The 22,647-nt window shown below is 60.3% G+C and carries 18 protein-coding genes and 1 riboswitch; of the genes, 11 read left to right on the top strand and 7 right to left on the bottom strand.

What is annotated here, in order from left to right:
- The first annotated feature begins 31 nt into the window (after positions 1–31).
- Entirely contained in the window at positions 32–853 is an 822-nt protein-coding gene (locus ACYSTU_RS12635; protein ID WP_024011994.1) for an HDOD domain-containing protein, read from the top strand.
- 158 nt (positions 854–1,011) lie between these two features.
- Here ACYSTU_RS12635 and ACYSTU_RS12630 read toward each other — a convergent pair whose 3' ends face one another.
- Together ACYSTU_RS12630 and ACYSTU_RS12625 are read right to left on the bottom strand one after the other, a co-directional pair.
- Positions 1,012–2,397 (bottom strand): sensor histidine kinase, encoded by a 1,386-nt coding sequence (locus tag ACYSTU_RS12630; protein WP_024011993.1) that lies wholly within the window; start codon positions 2,395–2,397, stop codon positions 1,012–1,014.
- The gene (locus ACYSTU_RS12625) at positions 2,390–3,061 is read right to left on the bottom strand and encodes a response regulator (RefSeq protein ID WP_034153139.1); all 672 of its coding nucleotides are present in this window, start codon (positions 3,059–3,061) and stop codon (positions 2,390–2,392) included. Before ACYSTU_RS12625 ends, ACYSTU_RS12630 begins: the two co-directional genes overlap by 8 nt.
- Before the next feature lie 444 nt (positions 3,062–3,505).
- On the opposite strand from ACYSTU_RS12625, the gene ACYSTU_RS12620 reads away from it, so the two are divergent.
- From ACYSTU_RS12620 to ACYSTU_RS12605, 4 genes are read left to right on the top strand one after another with little or no spacing between them, the layout of a single operon-like run.
- Entirely contained in the window at positions 3,506–4,483 is a 978-nt protein-coding gene (locus ACYSTU_RS12620; RefSeq protein WP_016771275.1) for a Bug family tripartite tricarboxylate transporter substrate binding protein, read from the top strand.
- A gap of 55 nt (positions 4,484–4,538) precedes the next feature.
- Positions 4,539–4,997: a tripartite tricarboxylate transporter TctB family protein gene (locus ACYSTU_RS12615; protein WP_016771276.1), complete on the top strand. Its 459-nt coding sequence runs from the start codon at positions 4,539–4,541 to the stop codon at positions 4,995–4,997.
- Position 4,998: 1 nt separating this feature from the next.
- Positions 4,999–6,513, top strand: coding sequence for a tripartite tricarboxylate transporter permease (locus tag ACYSTU_RS12610; protein WP_016771277.1), 1,515 nt, complete (start codon positions 4,999–5,001; stop codon positions 6,511–6,513).
- A complete protein-coding gene (locus ACYSTU_RS12605) occupies positions 6,506–7,543 on the top strand; it encodes an AbrB family transcriptional regulator (RefSeq protein ID WP_498998885.1) in 1,038 nt (345 codons plus the stop codon). The genes ACYSTU_RS12610 and ACYSTU_RS12605 overlap by 8 nt, the downstream gene beginning before the upstream one ends.
- 108 nt (positions 7,544–7,651) lie before the next feature.
- Here ACYSTU_RS12605 and ung read toward each other — a convergent pair whose 3' ends face one another.
- Entirely contained in the window at positions 7,652–8,347 is a 696-nt protein-coding gene (gene ung / locus ACYSTU_RS12600; RefSeq protein WP_073473079.1) for a uracil-DNA glycosylase, read from the bottom strand.
- 132 nt (positions 8,348–8,479) lie between these two features.
- Between ung and dspII the strand changes: the two genes are divergently transcribed.
- On the top strand, positions 8,480–9,592 hold the full coding sequence (gene dspII / locus ACYSTU_RS12595) for an enoyl-CoA hydratase/isomerase DspII (RefSeq protein ID WP_498998875.1): 1,113 nt from the start codon (positions 8,480–8,482) through the stop codon (positions 9,590–9,592).
- Between the two features lie 64 nt (positions 9,593–9,656).
- On the opposite strand, the gene ACYSTU_RS12590 is transcribed toward dspII, so the two are convergent.
- The 4 genes from ACYSTU_RS12590 to ACYSTU_RS12575 all read right to left on the bottom strand — a co-directional run bounded on the left by ACYSTU_RS12590 (position 9,657) and on the right by ACYSTU_RS12575 (position 17,894).
- A complete protein-coding gene (locus ACYSTU_RS12590) occupies positions 9,657–15,188 on the bottom strand; it encodes a calcium-binding protein (protein ID WP_498998872.1) in 5,532 nt (1,843 codons plus the stop codon).
- 2 nt (positions 15,189–15,190) lie between these two features.
- A complete protein-coding gene (locus ACYSTU_RS12585) occupies positions 15,191–16,045 on the bottom strand; it encodes a hypothetical protein (RefSeq protein ID WP_498998869.1) in 855 nt (284 codons plus the stop codon).
- 1 nt (position 16,046) lies between these two features.
- Complete coding sequence (locus ACYSTU_RS12580) at positions 16,047–17,291, bottom strand: glycosyltransferase family 4 protein (protein WP_498998865.1); 1,245 nt, start codon at positions 17,289–17,291, stop codon at positions 16,047–16,049.
- Between the two features lie 198 nt (positions 17,292–17,489).
- A complete protein-coding gene (locus tag ACYSTU_RS12575; RefSeq protein ID WP_130910879.1) occupies positions 17,490–17,894 on the bottom strand; it encodes a hypothetical protein in 405 nt (134 codons plus the stop codon).
- 349 nt (positions 17,895–18,243) lie between these two features.
- Positions 18,244–18,344: riboswitch (guanidine-I (ykkC/yxkD leader) on the top strand.
- Positions 18,345–18,407: 63 nt separating this feature from the next.
- On the opposite strand from ACYSTU_RS12575, the gene ACYSTU_RS12570 reads away from it, so the two are divergent.
- The 5 genes from ACYSTU_RS12570 to ACYSTU_RS12550 are packed head-to-tail and all read left to right on the top strand — an operon-like array spanning position 18,408 to position 22,486.
- Positions 18,408–19,475, top strand: coding sequence for a putative urea ABC transporter substrate-binding protein (locus ACYSTU_RS12570; protein WP_498998857.1), 1,068 nt, complete (start codon positions 18,408–18,410; stop codon positions 19,473–19,475).
- Positions 19,476–19,493: 18 nt separating this feature from the next.
- Positions 19,494–20,309 carry an ABC transporter permease gene (locus ACYSTU_RS12565; protein ID WP_024011982.1) on the top strand — a complete coding sequence of 272 codons (816 nt, stop codon included), beginning with the start codon at positions 19,494–19,496 and terminating at the stop codon, positions 20,307–20,309.
- Positions 20,306–21,094, top strand: coding sequence for an ABC transporter ATP-binding protein (locus ACYSTU_RS12560; RefSeq protein ID WP_024011981.1), 789 nt, complete (start codon positions 20,306–20,308; stop codon positions 21,092–21,094). Before ACYSTU_RS12565 ends, ACYSTU_RS12560 begins: the two co-directional genes overlap by 4 nt.
- 13 nt (positions 21,095–21,107) lie before the next feature.
- Positions 21,108–21,833, top strand: a complete 726-nt coding sequence (locus tag ACYSTU_RS12555; RefSeq protein WP_110644979.1) for an urea amidolyase associated protein UAAP1 — start codon at positions 21,108–21,110, stop codon at positions 21,831–21,833.
- 11 nt (positions 21,834–21,844) lie between these two features.
- Positions 21,845–22,486 (top strand): urea amidolyase associated protein UAAP2, encoded by a 642-nt coding sequence (locus ACYSTU_RS12550; protein ID WP_130903204.1) that lies wholly within the window; start codon positions 21,845–21,847, stop codon positions 22,484–22,486.
- Positions 22,487–22,647 lie beyond the last annotated feature (161 nt).

Here is a 22,647-nt window from a genome sequence, read left to right as displayed (position 1 = left end):
CAGCATTGTTGCAACACCCTAGAGAGTCCAAATGAGCGAACTGGCGGAAAAGGTCCAACAGGATTTGGTTGCGGCCATCGATAACGATGACCTGGTTCTGCCAACGTTGCCGGAAGTGGCCCTGCAGATTCGCAAGGCCGCCGAGGATCCGGAAATCAGCGTCAGCGATCTGAGCAAAGTCATCGGCCGCGACACCGCGCTGTCGGCGCGCCTGATCAAAGTGGTCAACAGTCCGCTGCTGCGCGCCGCGCAGGAAGTCACCGACCTGCACACCGCCATCACCCGTTTGGGCATCAACTACAGCAGCAACCTGGCGATCGGTCTGGTGATGGAGCAGATCTTCAATGCCCGCTCCGAGGTGGTCGAACAGAAGATGCGCGAAGTCTGGCGCAGCAGTCTGGAAATCGCTGGCGTCAGCTATGCCCTGTGTCGTCGTCACACTCAGCTCAAACCCGATCAGGCGGCACTCGGCGGGCTGGTGCATCAGATTGGCGTGCTGCCGATTCTGACTTACGCCGAAGACCACAATGAACTGCTCTCCGATGCGGTCAGCCTGACCCATGTGATCGAGCAGATTCACCCATTGCTCGGCGAGAAATTGCTGCGGGTCTGGGAGTTTCCCGAGCGCCTGGTGCATTTGCCGTTGCTGTATCAAGACTTCAGCCGCGACTCGGCGCGCATCGATTACGTCGATGTCGTGCAAGTGGCCAATTTGTATTGCCGCAAGGACACCGATCATCCGTTTGCGCGGATTGATCCGTTTAGCGTGCCGGCGTTCAGGAAGCTGGGGATTGACCCGGAGAACAAACAGTTTTGCGCGGATCTGGAAGAATCGCGGTCGATGTTCTACTGACCTGTGGTGAGGGGATTTATCCCCGTTGGGTTGCGAAGCGACCCTGAACTCTGCGACCCGGTTTTTTTCCAGACAGATTGTGATCGCTGAACTGCGACTGCTGCGCAGCCGAGCGGGGATAAATCCCCTCGCCACAAAAAACCCTTGCCACAAAAGTATTACCCGGCAATAAAACTGACCCGCACCTTCAACCCTGCCTGCTCGCCATCATGCAAGGTGATCTGCGCCAGATGCGCGCGACAGATCTCGCCGACAATCGCCAAGCCCAGACCTGAACCGGCAACCTGCTGATTGCGCCGATAAAACCGTTCGAACACCCGATCACGCTCGTGCAGCGGGATGCCCGGCCCGTCGTCCTCGACCTCAAGCACCGCCGGGGCCGTGACCCGCAGAATCACATTGCCGCCCGATGGCGTATGCGCCAGCGCGTTGTCGACGAGATTGCTCAGCAGCTCATTGAGCAGCGTCGGCTCACCGCGCAGCCACACCGGTTCATCCGCTTCAAGCGCCAGCGCCACGCCGCGCTTGTGCGCCAAAGGCGCCATGGCCATGCCCAGCTCTCGGGCCAATTGACTCAGATCGAGCAACTGCGCGCCGCCCTCGGCAATCGCCCGCGCGCCGTTTTCGACCCGGGCCAGCGATAGCAGCTGATTGGCCAGATGGGTCAGGCGATCGGTGCTTTGCGCGGACGATTCAAGGGTGGTGCGCCAGGTCTCCGGCTCGTTCGAGCGCAGGCCCAGTTCCAGGCGTGCCTTGAGTGCGGCCAGCGGCGTACGCAACTCGTGAGCGGCATCGGCGATGAACTGCGCCTGCCGCTCGAACTGGCCGCGCAGACGCTCGGTGAAATGATTGAGCGCGCGGACCAGGGGTCCCAGTTCATGCTGCACTTCCACCAGCGGCAGTGGCCGCAAATCATCGGGCTGGCGTTCCTCAACAGCGGTTCTTAACCGCTCCAGCGGGCGCAACGCCGCACTGACCGCAAACCACACCAGCAACAATGCACCCACGGCCAGCATGCCCAAGCGCAACAGGGTGTCAGCCGCCAGACTGCGCGCCATGCTGACCCGCGCTTCGTCGGTTTCAGCCACGCGGATTTCCGCCATGCCGTTCATGTTCGGCTCGCTTACGGCCTTGAGCAGACTGACCACACGCACGTTCTGGCCGTTGTACTTCGCGTTGTAAAAGCGCGCGAGCGCCGGATAGCTGTCGGTACGCGGCGTGCCGGGCGGTGGCCCGGGAAGATTTTCGTAGCCGGAAATCAGCTTCTGGTGAATGTCGTTGACCTGGTAATAGATGCGCCCGGCGCTGTCGTAAGCGAAGGTGTCCAGCGCCACGTAAGGCACATCGGCGCTGAGGCTGCCATCGCGCTGCGACAACCCGGCGGCGATGGTGCGTGCCGAGGCCAGCAGCGTGCGGTCATACGCGGTGTCGGCGGCTTCGCGACCATTCCAGTAAGCGCTCAAGCCACTGGCGAGCATCAGCACCACCAGCAACCATCCAAGGTTCCACAGCAACCGCCAGCGCAGGCTGCTGGGCTTATGCATCGCGGCTTTCCAGCAGATAGCCGAGGCCACGGAAGGTGACAATGGCCACGGGCTGGCCATCGAGCTTCTTGCGCAAGCGGTGCACGTAGATTTCGATGGCGTCGGGGCTGGCTTCTTCGTCGAGGCCGAACACCTGCGCGGCCAGTTGTTCCTTGCTCATCACTCGCCCCGGTCGCGCGATCAACGCTTCCAGGACAGCTTGCTCGCGGGAGGTGAGGGTCAGCAGTTCTTCGCCGAGGGTGAAGCGCCGCGTATCGAGGTCGTAAGCCAGCACACCACAGCGCTGCTGACGCTCGCCGCCCAGCACACTGCGGCGCAGCAAGGCTTTGACCCGCGCTTCCAGTTCCGTCAATTCGAACGGCTTGGCCAGGTAGTCGTCAGCACCGAGATTGAGGCCATGCACGCGATCCTTGACGTCACTGCGCGCGGTCAGCATTAACACCGGCAGGTTCTTGCCGCGAGCACGCAGCCGCGCCAGCACCTCGAAACCGTCCATGCGCGGCAGGCCGACATCGAGGATCGCCACGGCGTATTCCTCACTGCCCAGCGCCAGGTCGGCGGCCACGCCATCGTGCAACACATCCACCGTCAGACCGGTGCTCTTGAGCGCCTGAGCCACGCTTTCGGCCAGTTGCAGATGGTCTTCGACGAGCAGGACACGCATGGATTTTTACCTCGTTCAGGGTTGGCCGACGCCACGCTTTGCCGCGGAGTTTACAGCCGCAACCGCCGCTGTGAAGCCCGAAAACCGTGAAAGACAACTGAAAGGTTGTTGAAAGGTTAGCCGGTTAGAGTCGGCCCACGGACAGTTTCGACTGTCGCCGCTGCCGCCACACAGCGCAACGAAAAACGCCATGAAGCGTTTTCGACTCATAAGAACAATAACGGAGTACCCCAGCATGCCCTCCATGCGCACCAAGGCTGTAATGCCTGCTCGCCTTGCTCGATTCCACCGTTGCACTGTCGGTTTTTCGCCGCAGTCCTGTTTCCCCTCCGTTGTTTCAGTCGTTGCGCTCGCGCCGCGAGAGAACTGCGCCTGCCGCTAGGTTTTCGCGTTGCCCTTTGGTCATTCGGTCCATCCATAACAACAACTCCTCTGGAGACTCAAATGAACGTATCACTGCGTAAAGTTGCTCTCGCCGCTGGCGCGATGCTGTTTGCCGGCCAACTCATGGCCGAGCCGAAACGTCCCGAATGCATCGCCCCCGCCTCCCCCGGCGGTGGTTTCGACCTGACCTGCAAACTGGTGCAGAGCGCACTGGTCAACCAGAAGCTGTTGAGCAAACCGATGCGCGTGACCTACATGCCCGGCGGTGTCGGCGCGGTGGCATACAACGCAGTAGTGGCGCAACGTCCGGCGGATGCCGGCACGCTGGTGGCGTGGTCGAGCGGTTCGCTGTTGAACCTGGCCCAGGGCAAGTTCGGCCGCTTCGATGAAACCAACGTGCGCTGGCTCGCGGCCGTCGGCACCAGCTACGGCGCCATCGCAGTGAAAAGCGATTCGCCCTACAAGACCCTCGACGATCTCGTCCAGGCGTTGAAGAAAGATCCAGGCTCGGTGGTCATCGGCTCCGGCGGCACCGTCGGCAGCCAGGACTGGATGCAGACCGCACTGATCGCCAAGGCTGCCGGGATCAACCCGCGCGAGCTGCGTTACGTGGCACTCGAAGGCGGTGGTGAGATCGCCACGGCCCTGCTCGGCGGCCACATCCAGGTCGGCAGTACCGACATCTCCGACTCCATGCCGCACATCCAGAGCGGCGACATGCGTCTGCTCGCGGTGTTCTCGGACAAGCGTCTCGACGAACCGGAAATGAAAGACATCCCGACCGCTCGCGAGCAAGGCTATGACATCGTCTGGCCAGTGGTGCGCGGCTTCTACCTCGGGCCAAAAGTCAGCGACGAAGACTACGCCTGGTGGAAAGACGCGTTCGACAAACTGCTGGCTTCCGACGAGTTCGCCAAGCTGCGCGATCAGCGTGAGCTGTTCCCGTTCGCCATGACCGGCCCGGAACTGGACACCTACGTGAAAAAGCAGGTTGCCGACTACAAAGTGCTGGCCAAAGAGTTCGGCCTGATCCAGTGATCGTCTCTGTCTAGTGGCTGCGTCTCCTACGCGGGGACGCAGCACAGGAGCTCCCATGCTTATTCAACGCATTTTCGCCTCGGTGTTGCTGCTGGTGTGTGCCGGCCTGGCACTGATGGCGTGGCCGTACCAAGCGGCTTTTTCCTATGAACCGGTCGGCCCGCGCGCCTTTCCGCTGCTGATGCTCGGCCTGATGGGGCTGGCGCTGCTGTACATGGTGTTTCGCCCGGCGCCGATCAAACACAACCCGGATGAGCCGCCGCTGGATCGCGAAACCCTGACCAAGATCGGTCTGTGCGTGGTGTTGCTGCTGGTGTTCGCCGGCACCTTCGAACCCCTTGGCTTCATCGTGGCCAGCATCATTACCGGCGTACCGATGGCCCGTCTCTATGGCGGCCGCTGGCTGCCGAGCGTGGTGATCATCAGCCTGATGGCGGTTGGTCTCTATCTGCTGTTCGATCGCTTGATGGATGTTCCGCTGCCCCTCGGCCTGCTCAGCGTCCTGGAGAACTGATATGGATACCCTTGGCTATTTGGGTCAGGGCTTCGGCGTCGCGCTGAGCCCGTACAACCTGGTGACCGCACTGTGCGGCACCCTGATCGGCACCGTCGTCGGCCTGTTGCCGGGCCTTGGTCCGATCAACGGCGTGGCGTTGCTGATTCCGATCGCGTTCGCGCTCGGCCTGCCGCCGGAGTCGGCGCTGATCCTGCTCGCGGCGGTCTATCTGGGCTGCGAATACGGCGGCCGGATCAGCTCGATCCTGCTGAACATTCCGGGTGAAGCTTCCACCGTCATGACCACCCTCGACGGCTACCCGATGGCTCGTAAAGGTATGGCCGGTGTCGCGCTGTCACTGTCGGCGTGGAGTTCGTTCATCGGCGCGTTCATCGCCACCTGCGGCATGGTCCTGTTTGCGCCGCTGCTGGCGAAATGGGCGATTGCCTTCGGACCGGCGGAATACTTCGTGCTGATGGTGTTCGCAATTGTCTGTCTCGGCGGCATGGCCGGTGATCGACCGTTGAAGACCTTTATTGCGGCGCTGATCGGTCTGTTCCTTTCCACCGTCGGCATCGACGCCAACAGTGGCGTGTACCGTTTCACCGGCGACAACATTCACCTGACCGACGGCATCCAGTTCGTTGTGCTGGTGCTGGGTCTGTTCTCGATCAGCGAAATCCTTCTGCTGCTGGAAAAAACCCACCACGGCCAGGAAGCGGTGAAAGCCACCGGCCGGATGATGTTCAACTTCAAGGAAGCGGCGTCGGTATTCGTCGTCAACGTCCGCTGCGGCGTGCTCGGTTTCATCATGGGCGTGCTGCCCGGTGCTGGCGCAACGCTCGCCAGTGCCGTGGCCTACATGACCGAGAAGCGCATCGCCGGCACCAGCGGCAAATTCGGTGAAGGCGATCCCCGTGGTCTGGCCGCGCCGGAAACCGCTATCGGCGGCGCGGCGTGCGGCGCTCTCGTTCCGATGCTGACCCTCGGCGTTCCGGGTTCGGGCACCACGGCGGTGATGATCGGCGCGCTGTCGCTGTACAACATTACCCCGGGTCCACTGCTGTTCCAACAGCAACCGGACATCGTCTGGGGCCTGATCGCGTCGTTGTTCATCGCCAACGTGATGCTGGTGATCCTCAACATCCCGATGATCCGCGTATTCACCCGCATCCTCGCCGTGCCGAACTGGGCGCTGGTGCCGATCATCGCGATCATCACCGGGATCGGCGTTTACGCTGTGCACGCGACCACCTTCGATCTGTTCCTGATGATCGGTATCGGCATCTTCGGTTACATCCTGCGCAAGCTGGATTTCCCGCTGTCGCCGCTGCTGCTGGGCTTCATCCTCGGTGGCCTGATGGAGCAGAACCTGCGTCGCGCCCTGTCGATCTCCAATGGCGCGCTGGAGATTCTCTGGTCGAGTCCGATCACCTTCGGTTGCTGGATCCTCACCGCGATCATGCTGCTGATGCCGCTGATCCGCATCTGGCGCAAGCGTTCGGCGGCACGGCGCGTCATTGCCGATGTTTGATCGCTTGTCCCTGAAAGCCTGGTGGGGCACCCCGCTGGTCGGTCTGCTTGGCGGTTTCATCGCCAGCCAGATCGGCTGGCCGCTACCGTGGATGGTCGGCTCGTTGCTGGCGATCATCCTGGTGCGCTGCCTGACGCCGTGGCAACTGGCGGAAATCCCTGGCGGGCGCAAGTGCGGCCAGTGGATCGTCGGCATCGGCATCGGCCTGCACTTCACCCCGCTGGTGATGGAACAGGTGCTCAGTCATTTCGGTTTGATCTTCTTCGGTGCATTGGTCACCAGCCTTTCGGCGGTGGTCGGCGTGTGGCTGATGCGCCGCACCGGCGAGGATCGCGCCACGGCTTTTTTCTCAAGCATGCCCGGTGGTTCCGGGGAGATGGTCAACCTCGGCGCTCGTAACGGTGCACTGCTCAGCCATGTCGCGGCCGGGCAGAGTCTGCGGGTGTTGGTGGTGGTGTTGTGCGTGCCGGCGGCGTTCAAGTATCTGCTCGGTGACGGCACGCCGATTTCTCACGCCGGCAGTGTCGATTGGCGCTGGCTGGCGATTCTGTTTCCGGCGGGCGCCCTGCTCGCCTGGCTCTGGCAGCGTCTGCGCCAACCCAATCCATGGCTGTTCGGGCCGTTATTGGTCAGTGCGGCGGTCAGCATCGCCTGGGATCTGCACATCGGTTTGCCTAATGGCGGCAGTCAGATCGGCCAATGGCTGATCGGCAGCGGCCTGGGCTGTCACTTCAATCGGCAGTTCTTCCGCCGCGCGCCGTCGTTCATGGGCCGGACGTTGATCGGCACGGCGCTGACCATGTTGATCGCGTCGCTGGCGGCGTTGGGCTTGAGTGCGTTGACCCATCTGGATCTGCGTTCGCTGACCCTGGGCATGATGCCTGGGGGGATCGCCGAGATGAGCCTGACGGCGGAGACCCTGCAACTGTCGGTGCCGCTGGTGACGGCGATGCAGGTGATGCGGCTGTTGTTTGTGCTGTTTCTGGCGGAGCCGTTGTTCAAGTACTGGAATCGTATTCCAGAGTCCTGACTGATCGTTCCCACGCTCTGCGTGGGAATGCCTCAATGGACGCTCCGCGTCCGCTTTGGGACGCAGAGCGTCCCGGGCTGCATTCCCACGAGGAGCGTGGGAACGATCTCAGGCGAGAGGTGGCAAGCGCCAGTCGATCGGCGTTTCGCCATTCTGTTCGAGAAACTTGTTGGTCCGGCTGAAATGCCCACAGCCCAAAAACCCGCGATAGGCCGACAACGGCGACGGATGCACCGAGGTCAGCACCAGGTGCTTGGTCGCGTCGATCAGCTTCTGCTTGCTCTGCGCATGGGCGCCCCAGAGCATGAACACCAGATGCGGCTGCCGTTCGCTGACCACTTCAATGATGCGGTCGGTGAAGTGTTGCCAGCCCTTGTCCTTGTGCGCGTTGGCGTTGGCGCGCTCAACCGTCATGGTGGTGTTGAGCAGCAGCACGCCCTGTTCGGCCCAGCTCTGCAGGTAGCCGTGGTTGGGAATGTCGATATTGAGGTCGCGTTTCAACTCTTTATAGATGTTGACCAGCGACGGCGGTGCCGGCACGCCCGGTTGCACCGAGAAACACAGACCGTGGGCCTGGCCCGGGCCGTGGTAAGGGTCCTGGCCGAGAATCACCACTTTCACCTTGTCCAGGGGCGTTGAGTTCAGTGCGTTGAAAATCATCGGTCCCGGCGGATAGATCTCCTTGCCGGCGGCCCGCTCCTGCTGCAGAAAGCTGCGCAACTCTGCCATGTAAGGCTGGTCGAACTCAGCACGCAGTGCCTCCTTCCAGCTCGGTTCGAGTTTGATACGGTCGTCAGCAGTCATGGTCATTTCCGGCAAAAACAATGGGGCGAACCCTAGGAAAGCCGACCACGCTTGTCAATTGATCTGACGCAGATCCGGCACTTTCCCCCATAGCGATCATACTGTTCGCTCAAATTCCCGATCGAGGTCACGATGAATCTGCACTTCGAAGAACTTACCGGCACTGACGGCGCCCGCATCGGCATCGCCAGCCTGGATGCCGAAAAATCGCTGAACGCGCTGTCCCTGCCGATGATCAACGCGCTCAGCGAAAAATTGAACGCCTGGGCCAATGACCCGCAAATCGTCTGCGTGCTGCTGCGCGGCAACAGCAGCAAAGCTTTCTGCGCCGGTGGCGAGGTGCGCAGCCTGGTCGAAGCCTGCCGCGCTCACCCCGGCGAAGTGCCGCCGTTGGCCGCGCAGTTTTTCAGCGCGGAATATCGCCTCGATTACAGCCTGCATACCTATCCAAAGCCGCTGATCTGCTGGGGTCACGGTTATGTGCTCGGTGGCGGCATGGGCCTGTTGCAGGGCGCCAGCACGCGGATCGTCACGCCGAGCAGCCGTCTGGCGATGCCGGAAATCACCATTGGCCTGTATCCGGACGTTGGCGCCAGTTGGTTTCTCGCCCGATTGCCGGGCAAGCTCGGCTTGTTTCTCGGCCTGACCGGCGCGCACATCAACGGCCGTGATGCGCTGGATCTGGATCTGGCCGACCGCTTCCTGCTCGACGAACAGCAACCGCAATTGATCGAAGGCTTGCTGCAATTGAACTGGCAGGAACAGACCGCCATGCAGCTCAACAGCCTGCTCAAGGCTTTGCAGCAGGAAGCATTTGGGCAAATGCCCGAAGCGCAGTGGCTGCCGCGTCGTCAGCAGATCGACGAACTGCTCGATGTCAGCGACGTTGCCTGTGCGTGGAAAGCCATCAGCCTGCACCGCGACAGCAGCGATCCGTTGATTGCCCGCGCGGCGAAAACCATGACTGAGGGCTCGCCGCTGACCGCGCATCTGGTCTGGGAACAGATCAGCCGCGCGCGGCACATGTCGCTGGCCGAAGTATTCCAGATGGAATACACCCTGAGCCTCAATTGCTGCCGTCATCCGGAATTCAGCGAAGGCGTGCGGGCGCGTTTGATCGACAAGGATCAGAAGCCGCACTGGCACTGGCCGGACATCAATAACGTGCCGGATGCGGTGGTCGAGGCGCACTTTCATAAAGTCTGGGAGGGGCGGCATCCGTTAGCGGATCTGACCCAGTATTGAGGTGACGCGAGGCCCGCGATGGCAACAGGATTTCCATCGCGGGCCGGCTCAATCGGTCATCTTGTCAGACATTCAGTTCGTAGAACTCAATGATTTCCTTGATTGCCCGCTGCGCTGCATCGTCGCCTTTTTGCAAGATATCCTCGACATCCCTCAGTGGCGGAAGCGGGTGCAGACGTTCAGCGATTTGCCTTGCGCTGTAGTCTTGAGTCGCTGTTCCTTCGCTGACTCTTATGAAGCCAATAGCGCTTTCACCAGCGGCAAAATGACTGGAAACCCGTATTTTCGGCGCCATGCCGTAATCCACCACGATCACCAGATCATCGCGCTCACGGTGAAACTTCAAGTTGTCGATCGTCAGCCTGCGTTCGGAAAAATCGATTCCGTCCCGGCCGCCTCCGTTGTTGATGATCACGTCTCTGCCGAGGCCATCGTATCGGTAGAGATCATTTCCAGCGCCGCCCGCCAGCGTGTCATTGCCCGGCCCACCCAGCAGCAGATCATCCCCGGGGCTGCCCGTGAGCACGTCATCCCCGTGCATGCCTCGGATCTCCCCCGCGCCGCTTATCGTGTCGTTGCCGCGACCGCCCACGAGTGGCAGCGCTCGTCCGTCTCGCAAGGAAGTTGAACGGGTGGGATGGTTGACGATGACACCCGTACGAAAGGTCTCGGGCGCAGGGCCGAGCTGACTTGACTCCAGGAGCTGCTTCAAACTTGCGACCGACCCATCGGCGAACTTGACGAGCTCAATACCGGCGCCCTCAAGTTCACCGTTGTGGGGCCAGACGATGCGGACTTTTTGCGTCCCGCCCCATTGGATATCGAGTGTCGGATGAAGCATTTTCGCTCTCGGCGGGTTGCGGTAAGCCGCGCGATCCGGGTTGGGCTCAAGCTCGACATGGGTGGTCTCTATCAGCGCAGCACCCCAGCTCAATTGCAGTGCATCGCGCTGCGCGCCTGCTGGAAGAACGACCGTGTCCTGATCGATCAATCCGTACTCGTCTTTCCACCCCGCTACGCCAACTTCTGCTCGGTGGAAAACAGGGTAGAGCACGTCCGCAATCGTGGTTGTCGCCCCGGCATGCGCTTGCACGATGTAGGTGTCGGCGCCGTCTTCGCCGTAGAGCCAGTCATCACCCGAGCCGCTGAGCAGATAGTCGGCGCCCTCGGAGCCGAGCAAGGTATCGTCACCTGCACCGGCGGATAAAAACGCGCCCGGTGTTCTGTCGCCGACAGTGCCGTAGTCAAGTGGGGAGCCTGCATAAGCGACGATCAGATCGTCTCCCGCGCCGCCGTGGAAAACGTTTTCCACTTCAACGTTCACTCGCCCGCCGGCATCGTCGCCATGGACGATTTTGCGTTTGATCGTTTCAGTTGTGACATCCCAGCGAAACGCCTTGGGCACTGTAGCGCCCGAACTGAAGCTCGCCGCCGGATAGACGTACCAGCCTTCAAGCGCGCCGGATTGCTTTCGGTCCTCAACCAATACGTCGCCCGTATTGAAGGAAAACCCGTTGGCCGAGCCGGATCGATAATAGCGAGGCGCCTGATTTGAGGAGGCGATTGCTCCCTCGGCTTTCACCGGTTTATGTTCGACACGGGTTGTGGTTGTCGACTGCCTTTCACTGACTACGGCTTGCCTGCCATCAGCCTTCATCCATGGCGGCGTTTCAGACAGTGTTCCTGCGTCGACGCTGTCCTCGCTCAGCTCGGTGTGAGTGGTGTAACCGGTGTCGCTGGTGGTGACATGACTGCGGACCCAAACGCCTTGCTCATTCAAGGTAAAACCTGTGGCGTGTTTGCGGGCGGAGCGTTTTGACTTGATTTGCGCGAGGAACTCATCGGTCCAGTTGACCGTTTGAACAGACGCCACCGGGCCTTGCGCCGCAGCGGTGACATCGTCTGGCTGAACCGGATCCGCAACTTTGCTTTCAGGGGTTGCCGGGGCGGTGACAGGTTCCGGTACGGGTGGCTCGGACATCTCTATCGGTGGCAGTGTTTTGCGCAGGACATCTGCGTAATCCAGTACCACGCCGTCGCTGAAAGTGAATGTGGAAGACTTCCACTTCTCGTGATTCTTGATGAGTATCGCGTCGCCCGTGCCATTGGCCAGTCGCAACACCGTGCCGACGGTAACTTCGATAACGTCGGCCTTCAGGCTTTGCGCGCAAAACCCTGCACCGAACCTGATGATGTTGCGGCCGCCGACATCGGTGACGATATCCAGACCGTCGCCAGCGCCGAAATAGTAGATGTCAGCGCCATCCATGCCATCCAGCACGTCAGCACCGGGACCGCCATCAAACACGTTGTCGCCAGAATCGCCGCGAAGGTAGTCCGTACCTTCCCCGCCCAGCAGGGTGTCGTTGCCACCACCTCCGAGCAGCGTGTCGTTACCTGAGCCACCGTGCAGATAATCGGCATTCTGCTCGGCCTCAGCGCTGTTCTCGTAATCGCCGGCAAGAATGTCGTCACCCGCACCGCCGTCCAGCGTGTCGGCACCGAAACCACCCTGTAACGTATCGTTTCCTTCGCCGCCCTGAAGCACGTCATTGTTGCTTCCACCCGGCTGCAGGTCAGACACATCGCCATCGAGAAAATCCGCCCCTGCGCCACCCGCCAGCGTATCCGCGCCGCCCATGCCGCGCAGGGTGTCATCCCCCGCGCCGCCATCGAGAAAGTCGTTGCCGTGATAGCGAACCGGATGCTCAGGGCTATCGCCGATCAGATCGTCATGGCCTTCGCCGCCGAAGAGCAAATCATCGCCAGCGCCGCCCCAGAGCGTGTCATCGCCGGAGCCACCGTCCAGCAGATCATCGCCAAAAAAATGCGCGGCATCGCCTTCGACGCCGTCCAGTACGCCGTCATCACCCTGCAAAATGTCGTTGCCAGGGCCGCCATACAGCGCGTCGCTGCCACCGTTACCGGCGAGCCGGTCATCACCGCTACCGCCGTCCAGCACATCGTTGCCATGGTGTTTGCTGGGTAGCCCACCGCCCCAATCGAGGTTGTCGCCGAGCATTACGTCGTTGCCGCTGCCACCGGCCAGGGTGTCGTTACCTTGATCGCCCTTGAGAAAATCGTCGTCAGCTCCGCCGTCAAGCAGGTCCTCTCCCCAGCCGCCGTCGATAAAATCCTTGCCACCCTGCCCGTACAGCACGTCGTCACCGCCCTCGGACGCACTGTTTATCGAGGCCTTTGAAAAGACCGTTCGGTGACTGGTGACACCACCAGCTATGGGGACGTCAGCGCGTTTGACCGCCCAACCTTGTTCCAGCGCACCGGTGGTTTCGTCTCCGGATAACACATCGTCGCCAGCACCGCCGATCAAGGTATCCCGGTCATTGCCACCGAGCAGAACATCTCGGGACGCCGTACCGATAAGCAAATCGTCACCTTGCCCGCCGTCGAGCCAGTCTCCGCGACTTGCCTTGCCCTTGGCGTCACCGTCGGCCATAGCTTTTTCGAGCGTCGTCTGCTTGTCGCCGAATAACCGATCGTCTCCAGCCTTACCGAACAATCGATCAGAACCACCCAGGCCGAGAATGACGTCGTCTGCGGCGGAACCGTAAAGTACGTCGGCCTTGTTGCGCTGTTTGACCTTGGGCAGCAGCACCACGTTGCCCAGCTCATCAAAGGAGGGCTGATCGCCAGGGACGGTGGGATCAGCGTCTTTGGCTTTCCAGTCGCCCTGAAGCGTCAAATCCGCAGCAGTGAGCGGCTGCCCCTCGTATTCAGGGAGGCGGATGCCAAGCATCCCGGGCTGAAAGTTCTTGATGACCACCAGATCGCCCTGGCCATATTTGATGTTGAGGGTGTGTTCAACAAGCGTCAGGGTGATGGACCGATCCTCGGTAGACCAGATATTGCTCAGAGGCGCGCGGCGTTTGAGTTGGGGAATCGGCGCGCCGTTGATCCACAGTTGCCCATCGGCGTTGGCATCAAGAATCTCGTCGATGCCATCGCCGCTGGCGAATTCATAACGGTCGTTGCCTTCGCCCCCGATCAAAGAATCGTTACCCTTTCCTCCGAGCAGAACATCGTCACCGGCCATCCCGTACAACTCATCATTGCCGTCACCTCCGGTAAGCGAGTCGTTACCGCGACCACCTTCAATAAAATCGTGACCGGCCATCCCATGGATGGAGTCATTGCCCACGCCGCCATACAGATGATCGGCATTTGCGCCGCCGGCGAAAGATCGCCCGCCGTCATCACCGAACAGGGCCAGCGGGTTCAACACACCGGTGGTCATCGGCGCCTGTTTGCCTGAGGCGAGATCGGAGTAGGAAAACTGCTGCAGCGAGTGTTCTGCGAACGAGCCTTGGGTTCGGGCAATCAAACGGGCGAGCATCTGCGCACGGTCCGCCAGCCACTGCGCGGTGATAAAGCCTTCGCCAGTGTGCGGATCGTAAAGCTCGAGGTTGCGGTCGGGATAACCGTCGGCTCGCTCTATGACGACTTCACTGAGTTGCTGCAAAGCGTTGCGCAACGCCAGGCCGAGCGGCGTCGCCTCGCCTGCCAGTTTTGCCCATGCATTGGCATTGCCGAACTCGCCTATTGTCCGGGTGACGATGCTTTGCGACTGCTCCGGGGAGAATGCCGAGAAGAAGGCGTAAGCGTTGCTGGCGAAGGTTTCGTCGGTGGTGGGTGTGGCAGCAGAATCGCCGTCGTAAGTGCGCTTGAACATGTCGAGAAATTCGTTCTGGCCGTAGCGCAAGATCAGCTCGACCACGGCGGCAACAGGCGTGCCTTTGACTACATGCTGAATCAGCGGATTCACACTGCCGCTGGCCAGCGCGATGTTGATTTGCTCGGGTACGACCGAGAGCAGACTTTGCAGTGGATTGATGCCGAAATTGCTGATCGCCGCTCGCAGGCCGACGCTGTAGGCGTCGATGGCGAAGAGAATGTTTTTATAGTCGTCGAGCCGGTTGGGTTTTGCCTGGATGGGTGGGCCGCCATCTTCCCTGTTCGAATCACCGGCGCAGATCAACCGCCAGGTTTCATAGGGAGGCTTACCGCCCAACAGGCTGAATCCGACTGTTCCAGACCAGCCGGCATTGCGTTTCACGGCGGTATCGTCCTCCCCGCAAACCTCCTTGAACAGCGCCTCGCCAATCGCGCTGGCGTCGATTTCAGCGATCTGGCTGATTGACGGAACCGTCCACGGCGCCAGTTGACCGGCAAGGGATCCGTTGATCAGGGTATTGATGAAGTTGACGGCAACCTGGTTGGATGAAAGCTGCATCAGGTCTTCACTGAAAATTGTATTCAGTCTCAGTTCACCCTGGCGGGAGGTGTAACCACGAATCAGGGCAGAGTAGGCACCGTTTCCACCGTTGGCATCAATGGCCACGGCGAGCCAGAGTCTGGCGCTTTTCAGTACGTCTCGAGCCTCTTTATCGGCGGCTGCAACGTCAGAAACTTTTTCACCAATAATGTCGAACAGCTTTTGGTACAGGGGGGCGCAGCTTGCCCCTGCTAATTCCAATGCAATGTACTCCACACCCTCAGAATTTAATGTCATGCCTTTGCAACTATTTGCCGCATTGAAAATTTCGGATTTTTCCATATCGTTAAAAACATAACTCATTGTTACTTCCTTGTAATAACAGAGCGTGAAAGATAATCACTGAGATACTTGAGCATCTCAGGTGCTTCGCGTAATGACGACAGACCAAGACCTACACTACCGTGCCCTCCAGCGAAGTCGAAGTTATCCAGATTGACCGTGCAGAAGAAATTCAGCTTGCCGAAATCCAGATTCTCCAATTCAGCCCTACCAAAACCTGCCAGCTTTTTGTCAGTCAGTTGCTCTTCGGAAGCCGGGCGAATCAAGCCGTCACACTTGATCAGCCGAGGGGTTCCGTCTCGCCGCGGCCAACCTGCAATGACAAAATTTCGTACGGATGACACATTCTTGAAATGCGGTGGCGGAGCATTCAGCCAAACTTCCAGCCCCGGATAATTCTTTAGTTTCACAATCAACTCATCCGGCCAGTTGACGTGCCGATAACCCCGTTCATGGGGCTCGGTAGTTTCCTTCCTGGTAAAAAGCCCGGCATTCAATTTATAGAGCCGCCAGCTTTCGGGGATCGGTTCCAGGCGCTGATTCTGGTGCCGATGCAGCCCCGTCCCGGTCCACCAGAAAAGGCCCTTCAGAGCAATCGCCAGACACGCTTTCTTGTTCACCATCTCAGGCATGCCAACGTAAAACTCAGGGACTAGCGTCTTATCTATATAGGCGCCGCCTAATATCGGCACTTGCTGCATGCTCGCCAGCTTGTTCTGGCAAGCTTTCTCGTTTGCCTGGTGAATAGCCGCCGACTCGGCAGATTGTTCTTTGCGAATATAAAATTCCGCTACGCAATAACAGACATAAAAGAACAATCCATACTTCAACAACCTTTTAAACCACTTGATCGCCTGCTTACGCGACTTCCTGGACATTTCAAACCTCCCGCTCAAACTGCGGAACGGTTGGTATGTCGTTATGCCCGGATATCGCGCTTGCAAAAACCTCAAAGTATTGGCTCACGCCCGATTCCACACTGAACCGACCTGCCGTCAACTTCGCGGCGCTGGCAAGTCCATCGTACTCACCTGCCGACTTCAAAACCTTGCTTACACTTCTGGCAATTCCTTGATGGTCGAAGAAATCCATCAACACGCCATTAGCCCCATCGACAATGACTTCCCTTACCGGAGCCGTATCCGACGCAACAACCACACAACCAGACGCCATCGCCTCCAGTAACGACCACGACAAGACAAACGGATACGTCAAATAAACATGGACTTTGGAACATGCGAGAACCGCGCGGTAAGTCTGGTAAGGAAGTTTCCCTGTGAAATGCACTCTGGAGTGATCGAAACTGACTTCTGCCTCCATCCTGCTGCGCCAATCCGGGTACCCGACCGGCTTACTCCCATAACTGACACCGTCACCGCCAACCACGATGATCTGCGCATCGGGGCACTCAGCCTGAACAAGCGGGATCGCTCGCATGAAACTGTGAAAGCCGCGATAAGGCTCAAGGTTTCTGGCGACATAGGTAACGATTGGCTGTCCGGCTTTGAGCTCGATTCCATTGGGCAATCTGACTGCCCTGACTTTCGCCAGGTCAGATCTTTGAATCACACCCTCGTGAATGACCCGAATAGCCGACCGGTAAGCGGCTGGAAACAGGCTGCGCTGCCACTGGGTAGGCGCGATTGCGATATCACATTGTTGAAGATTCAACAGATGCAGCGAGTTGAGCACGCGCAGCCGTGACGACTCTCTTGTAGCTCGGCGGAATTCGGGGTCGAACCCGCAATCGGCGCCCTGCGCTCGATAGTAATACTCGCAATAGTGAATCAGTGGCGTATCGGGATAGATGTCCTTGGCGAACAGCGTCTCTCCCCATCCGGGATGAGCAAGAATGACATCTGGCTGATAACCCGAACGTTTCAGCCTGCCCAGAATTTCAAAAACCTTCTGCCCGTCGATCACCGCTTGTTCGTAGCGGATCAGATAGGGGTGAATATTGCCGGGCGCTCGGCTGGTCGCTCGATATCGATGGATTTGCACACCGGCGACGCCCGGTGCCGTGTCCCGGCCGATCGCCACAACCTCATCACCGCGCTCCAGCGCTGCCAGTACCACATGACGGAACTGACCGGGAAAATTTTGATGAATAACCAGTAGCTTCATAGCGCTGAACGTCCATTTTTCGCCGCTATCGAGCTGAGGATTGCTCGCCTCGTTCGGCATCCACGAACGCTAACAAACACCACGAAATGGAACTGTAGGACGCTTCCGGGATTGTCCTAGGAGATGGCCAACGGAAGGACTTTTCGACGGGCAAAAAAAAAGCGGCGCATCATGCGCCGCTTTTTTATTTACGGTCAGTTACCAGCGGTTACCACGGCCGTTGTAGTCACGACGACCGCTGTGACGATCATAGTTGCCGCGACCCCGGTGGTCATTGTCCCAGCCGCCGCGACGGTGACCGTCCCAGCGTCCGCGATCATTGCCGTGCCAGCGACGGCTTTCGTAGTAACGAGGGGCCGGTTGATAGTGCCGCGGCGCCTGGTAATAACGCGGTTGCTGGTAGTACCGCGGCGCTGGCTGGTAGTAGCGCGGCTGGGTGTAATAGGTGCCGCCGCTGCGGTAATAGGAGCCGCCACCGCTGTAATAGGCCGGTGCGGGTGATGTGTAGACCTCTGACCTGTAGTAGCTGTCTCCGTATGAATAAGGGACGCATCCGCCAAGGGAAAAAAGCATCACGGCAAGCAGTAGGATTCGGCGATACATGGCGGCCTCCTGGACCGCGGGTTGGCCACACCAGCGACGCTGGCAGGCGACCGTCAGCAATTGCTGACTGTCGAAGAATCAGACAGCGATTTCAGAATCTGGTGCGTTCCTGCAACAAGTTGAAACAAGTGATTATGAAATCTTGTTTATCCGCAAAATCAGCGACCCATGAAGCGCAAACGCGCTGCATGACGGTGCAACCACGCACCACCACGATGCGCTGTCGCTCGCCACGCTCACCTCGGCAATCCAGCAGATCCACGCCGCAGAGGCCTCGGCGCGACTTGGCACGTCTCTCGCTTTAGCAAACCTGTGCAGGAGTCATCACAGGTTCGCGGCACCACAATTTGCAATGGCTGACTAGGGTTCCGGCTCGCAAGCGCGAGTGGCTGGTCCGAGAGTTGGCGACCTCCAGTTGAGGTTACACGGCGGGACAAAAGCCCGGGAGACAAGCCACCGTTCGCGGTGCCGCGTTGCCTTCCTGTCCGCCCTCGATCAACTGGAGAATCCGCAATGATCCGACTACGTTTCCCCGCCCTGCTCGCCGCCGCTTTCGCCGCGCTCATCAGCACGCAATCTTCCGCCGCCCAGAAAGACCACTTCAGCGTGTGCTGGACGATCTACGCCGGCTGGATGCCATGGGAATACGCCGGCAGCCAGGGCATCGTCGACAAATGGGCGAAGAAATACGGGATCAAGATCGACGTCGTGCAACTCAACGACTACGTCGAATCGATCAACCAGTACACCGCCGGCCAGTTCGACGGCTGCACCATGACCAACATGGATGCGCTGACCATTCCCGCTGCCGGCGGCGTTGACAGCACCGCGTTGATCGTCAGCGATTTCTCCAATGGCAACGATGGCATCGTGCTCAAAGGCGAAGGTAAAAAAGTCGCCGACCTCAAGGGCATGGACGTCAATCTGGTCGAGCTGTCGGTCTCCCATTACCTGCTGGCTCGCGCGCTGGACTCGGTGGACCTGACCGAGAAAGACCTGAAGGTGGTCAACACCTCCGACGCCGACATTGCCGCCGCATTCAACACCGACGACGTCAACGCCGTGACCACCTGGAACCCGATGCTCTCGGATATCAAAGCCAAACCCGGCGTCACCGAAGTGTTCAATTCCAGCCAGATCCCCGGCGAGATCATGGACATGATGGTGGTCAACAGCGCCACCCTCAAAGACAACCCGGCACTGGGCAAAGCGCTGACCGGGGCGTGGTTCGAAGTGGTCGCTTTGATGAACGCGAAAAGTGCCACGAGCAAAGCTGCGCTGGAGCACATGGCCAAGGCCTCGGGAACTGATCTCGCCGGCTTCCAGGCGCAACTGGACACCACAAAACTGTTCGCCACGCCGAGCGAAGCGCTGAATTTCGCCACCAGCAAACAACTGCCGGACACCATGCGCAAGGTCGCCGAATTCTCCTTCGAGCATGGTCTGCTCGGCGAAGGCGCGAAGGACCCGAGCGCGGTCGGCATGTCCTTCGCCAACGGCGTGACCAGCGGCGACACCGCCAATCTCAAGCTGCGCTTCGATCCGACCTACGTGCAGATGGCCGCCGACGCCAAGCTGTAAGCCACGGAGGATTTGGCCATGCGCCTGATCAATCGCCACCCCGATCGTCCTAGTCGCCTGTTGCTGGTGATCCTGCCGTTCGCGCTGGTGCTGTTCGCCTACTTCACAGGCTCGGCCGAGCGCCTGGCGGACAACCCCAACGACAAACTGCTGCCCAGCGCCGTGCAGATGAGCGACGCGGTAAAACGCCTGGCCTTCAACGCCGACAGCCGCACCGGTGAATATCTGTTGTGGCAAGACACCGCGTCGAGTCTGCGCCGTTTGGCCATCGGCCTCGGCATCGCGGCGCTGGCGGGTCTTTGCCTCGGTATAGCGGCGGGCACCCTGCCGCTGTTCGGCGCGCCGTTGTCGCCGTTGCTGACGGTGCTGTCGATGGTGCCGCCGCTGGCGATCCTGCCGATTCTGTTCATCGTCTTTGGCCTGGGCGAGTTGTCGAAAGTCATGCTGATCGTGATTGGCATCACCCCGGCGCTGGCCCGGGATCTGGAACAGCGTGCCCGCGACATTCCGGTCGAACTGCTGATCAAGGCGCAGACCCTCGGCGCCTCGACCTGGACGCTGATGCTGCGCGTGGTCTTGCCGCAGCTGTTGCCGCGCTTGCTGATCTCGCTGCGCTTGATGCTCGGTTCGGCGTGGCTGTTCCTGATTGCCGCCGAAGCGATCGCCTCCACTGATGGCCTCGGCTACCGGATCTTTCTGGTGCGGCGCTACCTGGCGATGGATGTGATCCTGCCCTACGTGGTGTGGATCACCCTGCTCGCCTGGCTGATGGACTGGGGCTTGAAACAGCTGACCCAGCGCGCTTTTCCCTGGTACGAGGGAGCGGCGAAATGAGCTTCATCACAGTAAAGAACGTCTGGCAGCAGTACGCCGATCAAGTGGTTCTGGAAGGCTTGAACCTGAACGTCAACGAAGGCGAGTTCTGCACCTTGGTCGGCGCCTCCGGTTGCGGCAAATCGACCTTCCTGCGCCTGTTGCTCGGCCAGGAAAGCGCCAGTCGCGGGGAGATTCTGCTCGACGGCCAGCCCTTGGCCAGCGAGCCGGATGCCAGCCGTGGCGTGGTCTTTCAACGCTACTCGGTGTTCCCGCATCTGAGCGTGCTCGACAACGTCGCCCTCGGTCTCGAATTGCCGCGCGCGCCCTTGCTTGGCCGGCTGTTCGGCAACGCCAAGCGCGAGGCGCGCGAGCAGGCTGCAGCCCTGCTGACAAAAGTCGGCCTCGGCCATGCGCTGGACAAGTACCCGGCACAGCTGTCCGGCGGCATGCAGCAACGCTTGGCCATCGCTCAGGCGCTGATCATGAAGCCGCGCGTGTTGTTGCTCGACGAGCCGTTCGGCGCGCTCGATCCGGGCATTCGCAAAGACATGCACGCGCTGCTGCTGGAGCTGTGGCGCGAGACGCAACTGACGGTGTTCATGGTCACCCACGACCTGTCGGAAGGCTTCAGCCTGGGCACGCGCCTGCTGGTGTTCGACAAGGTGCGCCTCGACCCGCACGCCCCCGGCGCCTATGGCGCCCGCATCACCTACGACATCCCGTTGAACAGCGACCGCCGCGCCCAGCGCGCCGCCGTCGAGGCCCTGCCGCTGCCGCTGGCGGGCACCCTTCGCACTGCTTGAGAGGACTGCTCCAATGACTGATTCAATCCAACTCTTCCCACCCTTCGCTGAAGAACTGCTGCCGGGCGGCGGCCACCGTTCGTTCGTGCTCAAGCGCGGCCAGTTACTGCGCCTGACCGACCTGCGCGGCGGTGCCAATGTCAGCCTGACCTTGCTCAATGCCAATGAAAAAACCGAGCGATTGAACCTGCCCGACAGCCTCAAATGCCAACACACCGCCAAGCTCACTGCCGGCCACTGCCTGTACTCGGACATGGGCCGCGTACTCGCCGCGATCACCGCCGACACCTGCGGTTGGAGCGACAGCCTCGGCGGTGTGCTTTGCGCACAGGAAGTCGCCGAAAAGTACGGTCAGGGCCGCTACCAGGAACTGCGCAACGGCTTCTTTCGCAACGGCACCGACAACCTGCTGGTGGAACTCGGCAAGTGGGGCCTGGGCCTGTCCGACCTGCTGATGACCCTCAATCTGTTCAGCCGCGTGAACGTCGATGAGGCCGGGCGTTTCCACTTCGTCGAAGGCAACTCGAAGGCCGGTGACTACATCGAGTTGTACGCGCCGATGGACACCCTGATGGTGCTCACCGCCCTGCAACATCCGATGGACCCGTCCCCCGAATACGCTCCGAAACCCTTGAAGCTGAGCTGGATGAACGCCGACGCCAGCGTCGCCGAACACTGCCGCACTTCGCGCCCGGAAAACGAGCGCGGCTTCATCAACACCGACCGTTTGTTCGCCTGAGGATCGCTGCCATGTCACTCGCAATCGCCACTTCCCACAAGCAAGCCGACAGCGCGATCTACCGCGCGACCATTCCCGCCGGCGAGCCCTGGCTGATGGAAGTCAAGGCCGGGCAGACCCTGCGCATCCTCGATCTGGAAGGCAATCAAGCCGTCGACACTTTGTTCTACAGCCTCGCCAACCCCAAGGAACGCTACGACGTGCAACGCACCTTGCGCCGGCAGAACAGCGTCTACCTGAGCACCGGCAGCGTGCTGTATTCCAACCTCGGCCAGCCGATGCTGACCATCGTTGCCGACACCTGCGGGCGCCACGACACCCTCGGCGGCGCCTGCGCGCAAGAGAGCAACACCGTGCGCTACGCCCTGGAAAAACGCTACATGCACAGCTGCCGCGACAACTACCTGCGCGCCTGCGCCCACGACGGCCGATTGAGCAAGAGCGACATCGGGCCGAACATCAATTTCTTCATGAACGTGCCAGTGACGGCGGATGGCGGGCTGACCTTCGAGGACGGTATTTCCGCGCCGGGCAAGTACGTTGATTTGCGCGCGGAGATGGACGTCATCGTGCTGATTTCCAACTGCCCGCAGTTGAACAACCCGTGCAATGCCTACAACCCGACCCCGGCGGAGTTGCTGATATGGAACTGACCATCAGCCGTTTACGCCGTTGGCTTTTTGCACTGTGCCAGGCGCGTTCCGGGCAGTGCCTGAAAGCTTCAAGGCACTGACAGTCCTGTGGGAGCTGGCTTGCCAGCGATTGCGGTGTTTCAGTCACCAACAATGTTGGATGTGCCGACCTCATCGCTGGC

Source organism: Pseudomonas glycinis, from assembly GCF_054871425.1.
This window is presented reverse-complemented; position numbering and strand designations above follow the sequence as displayed.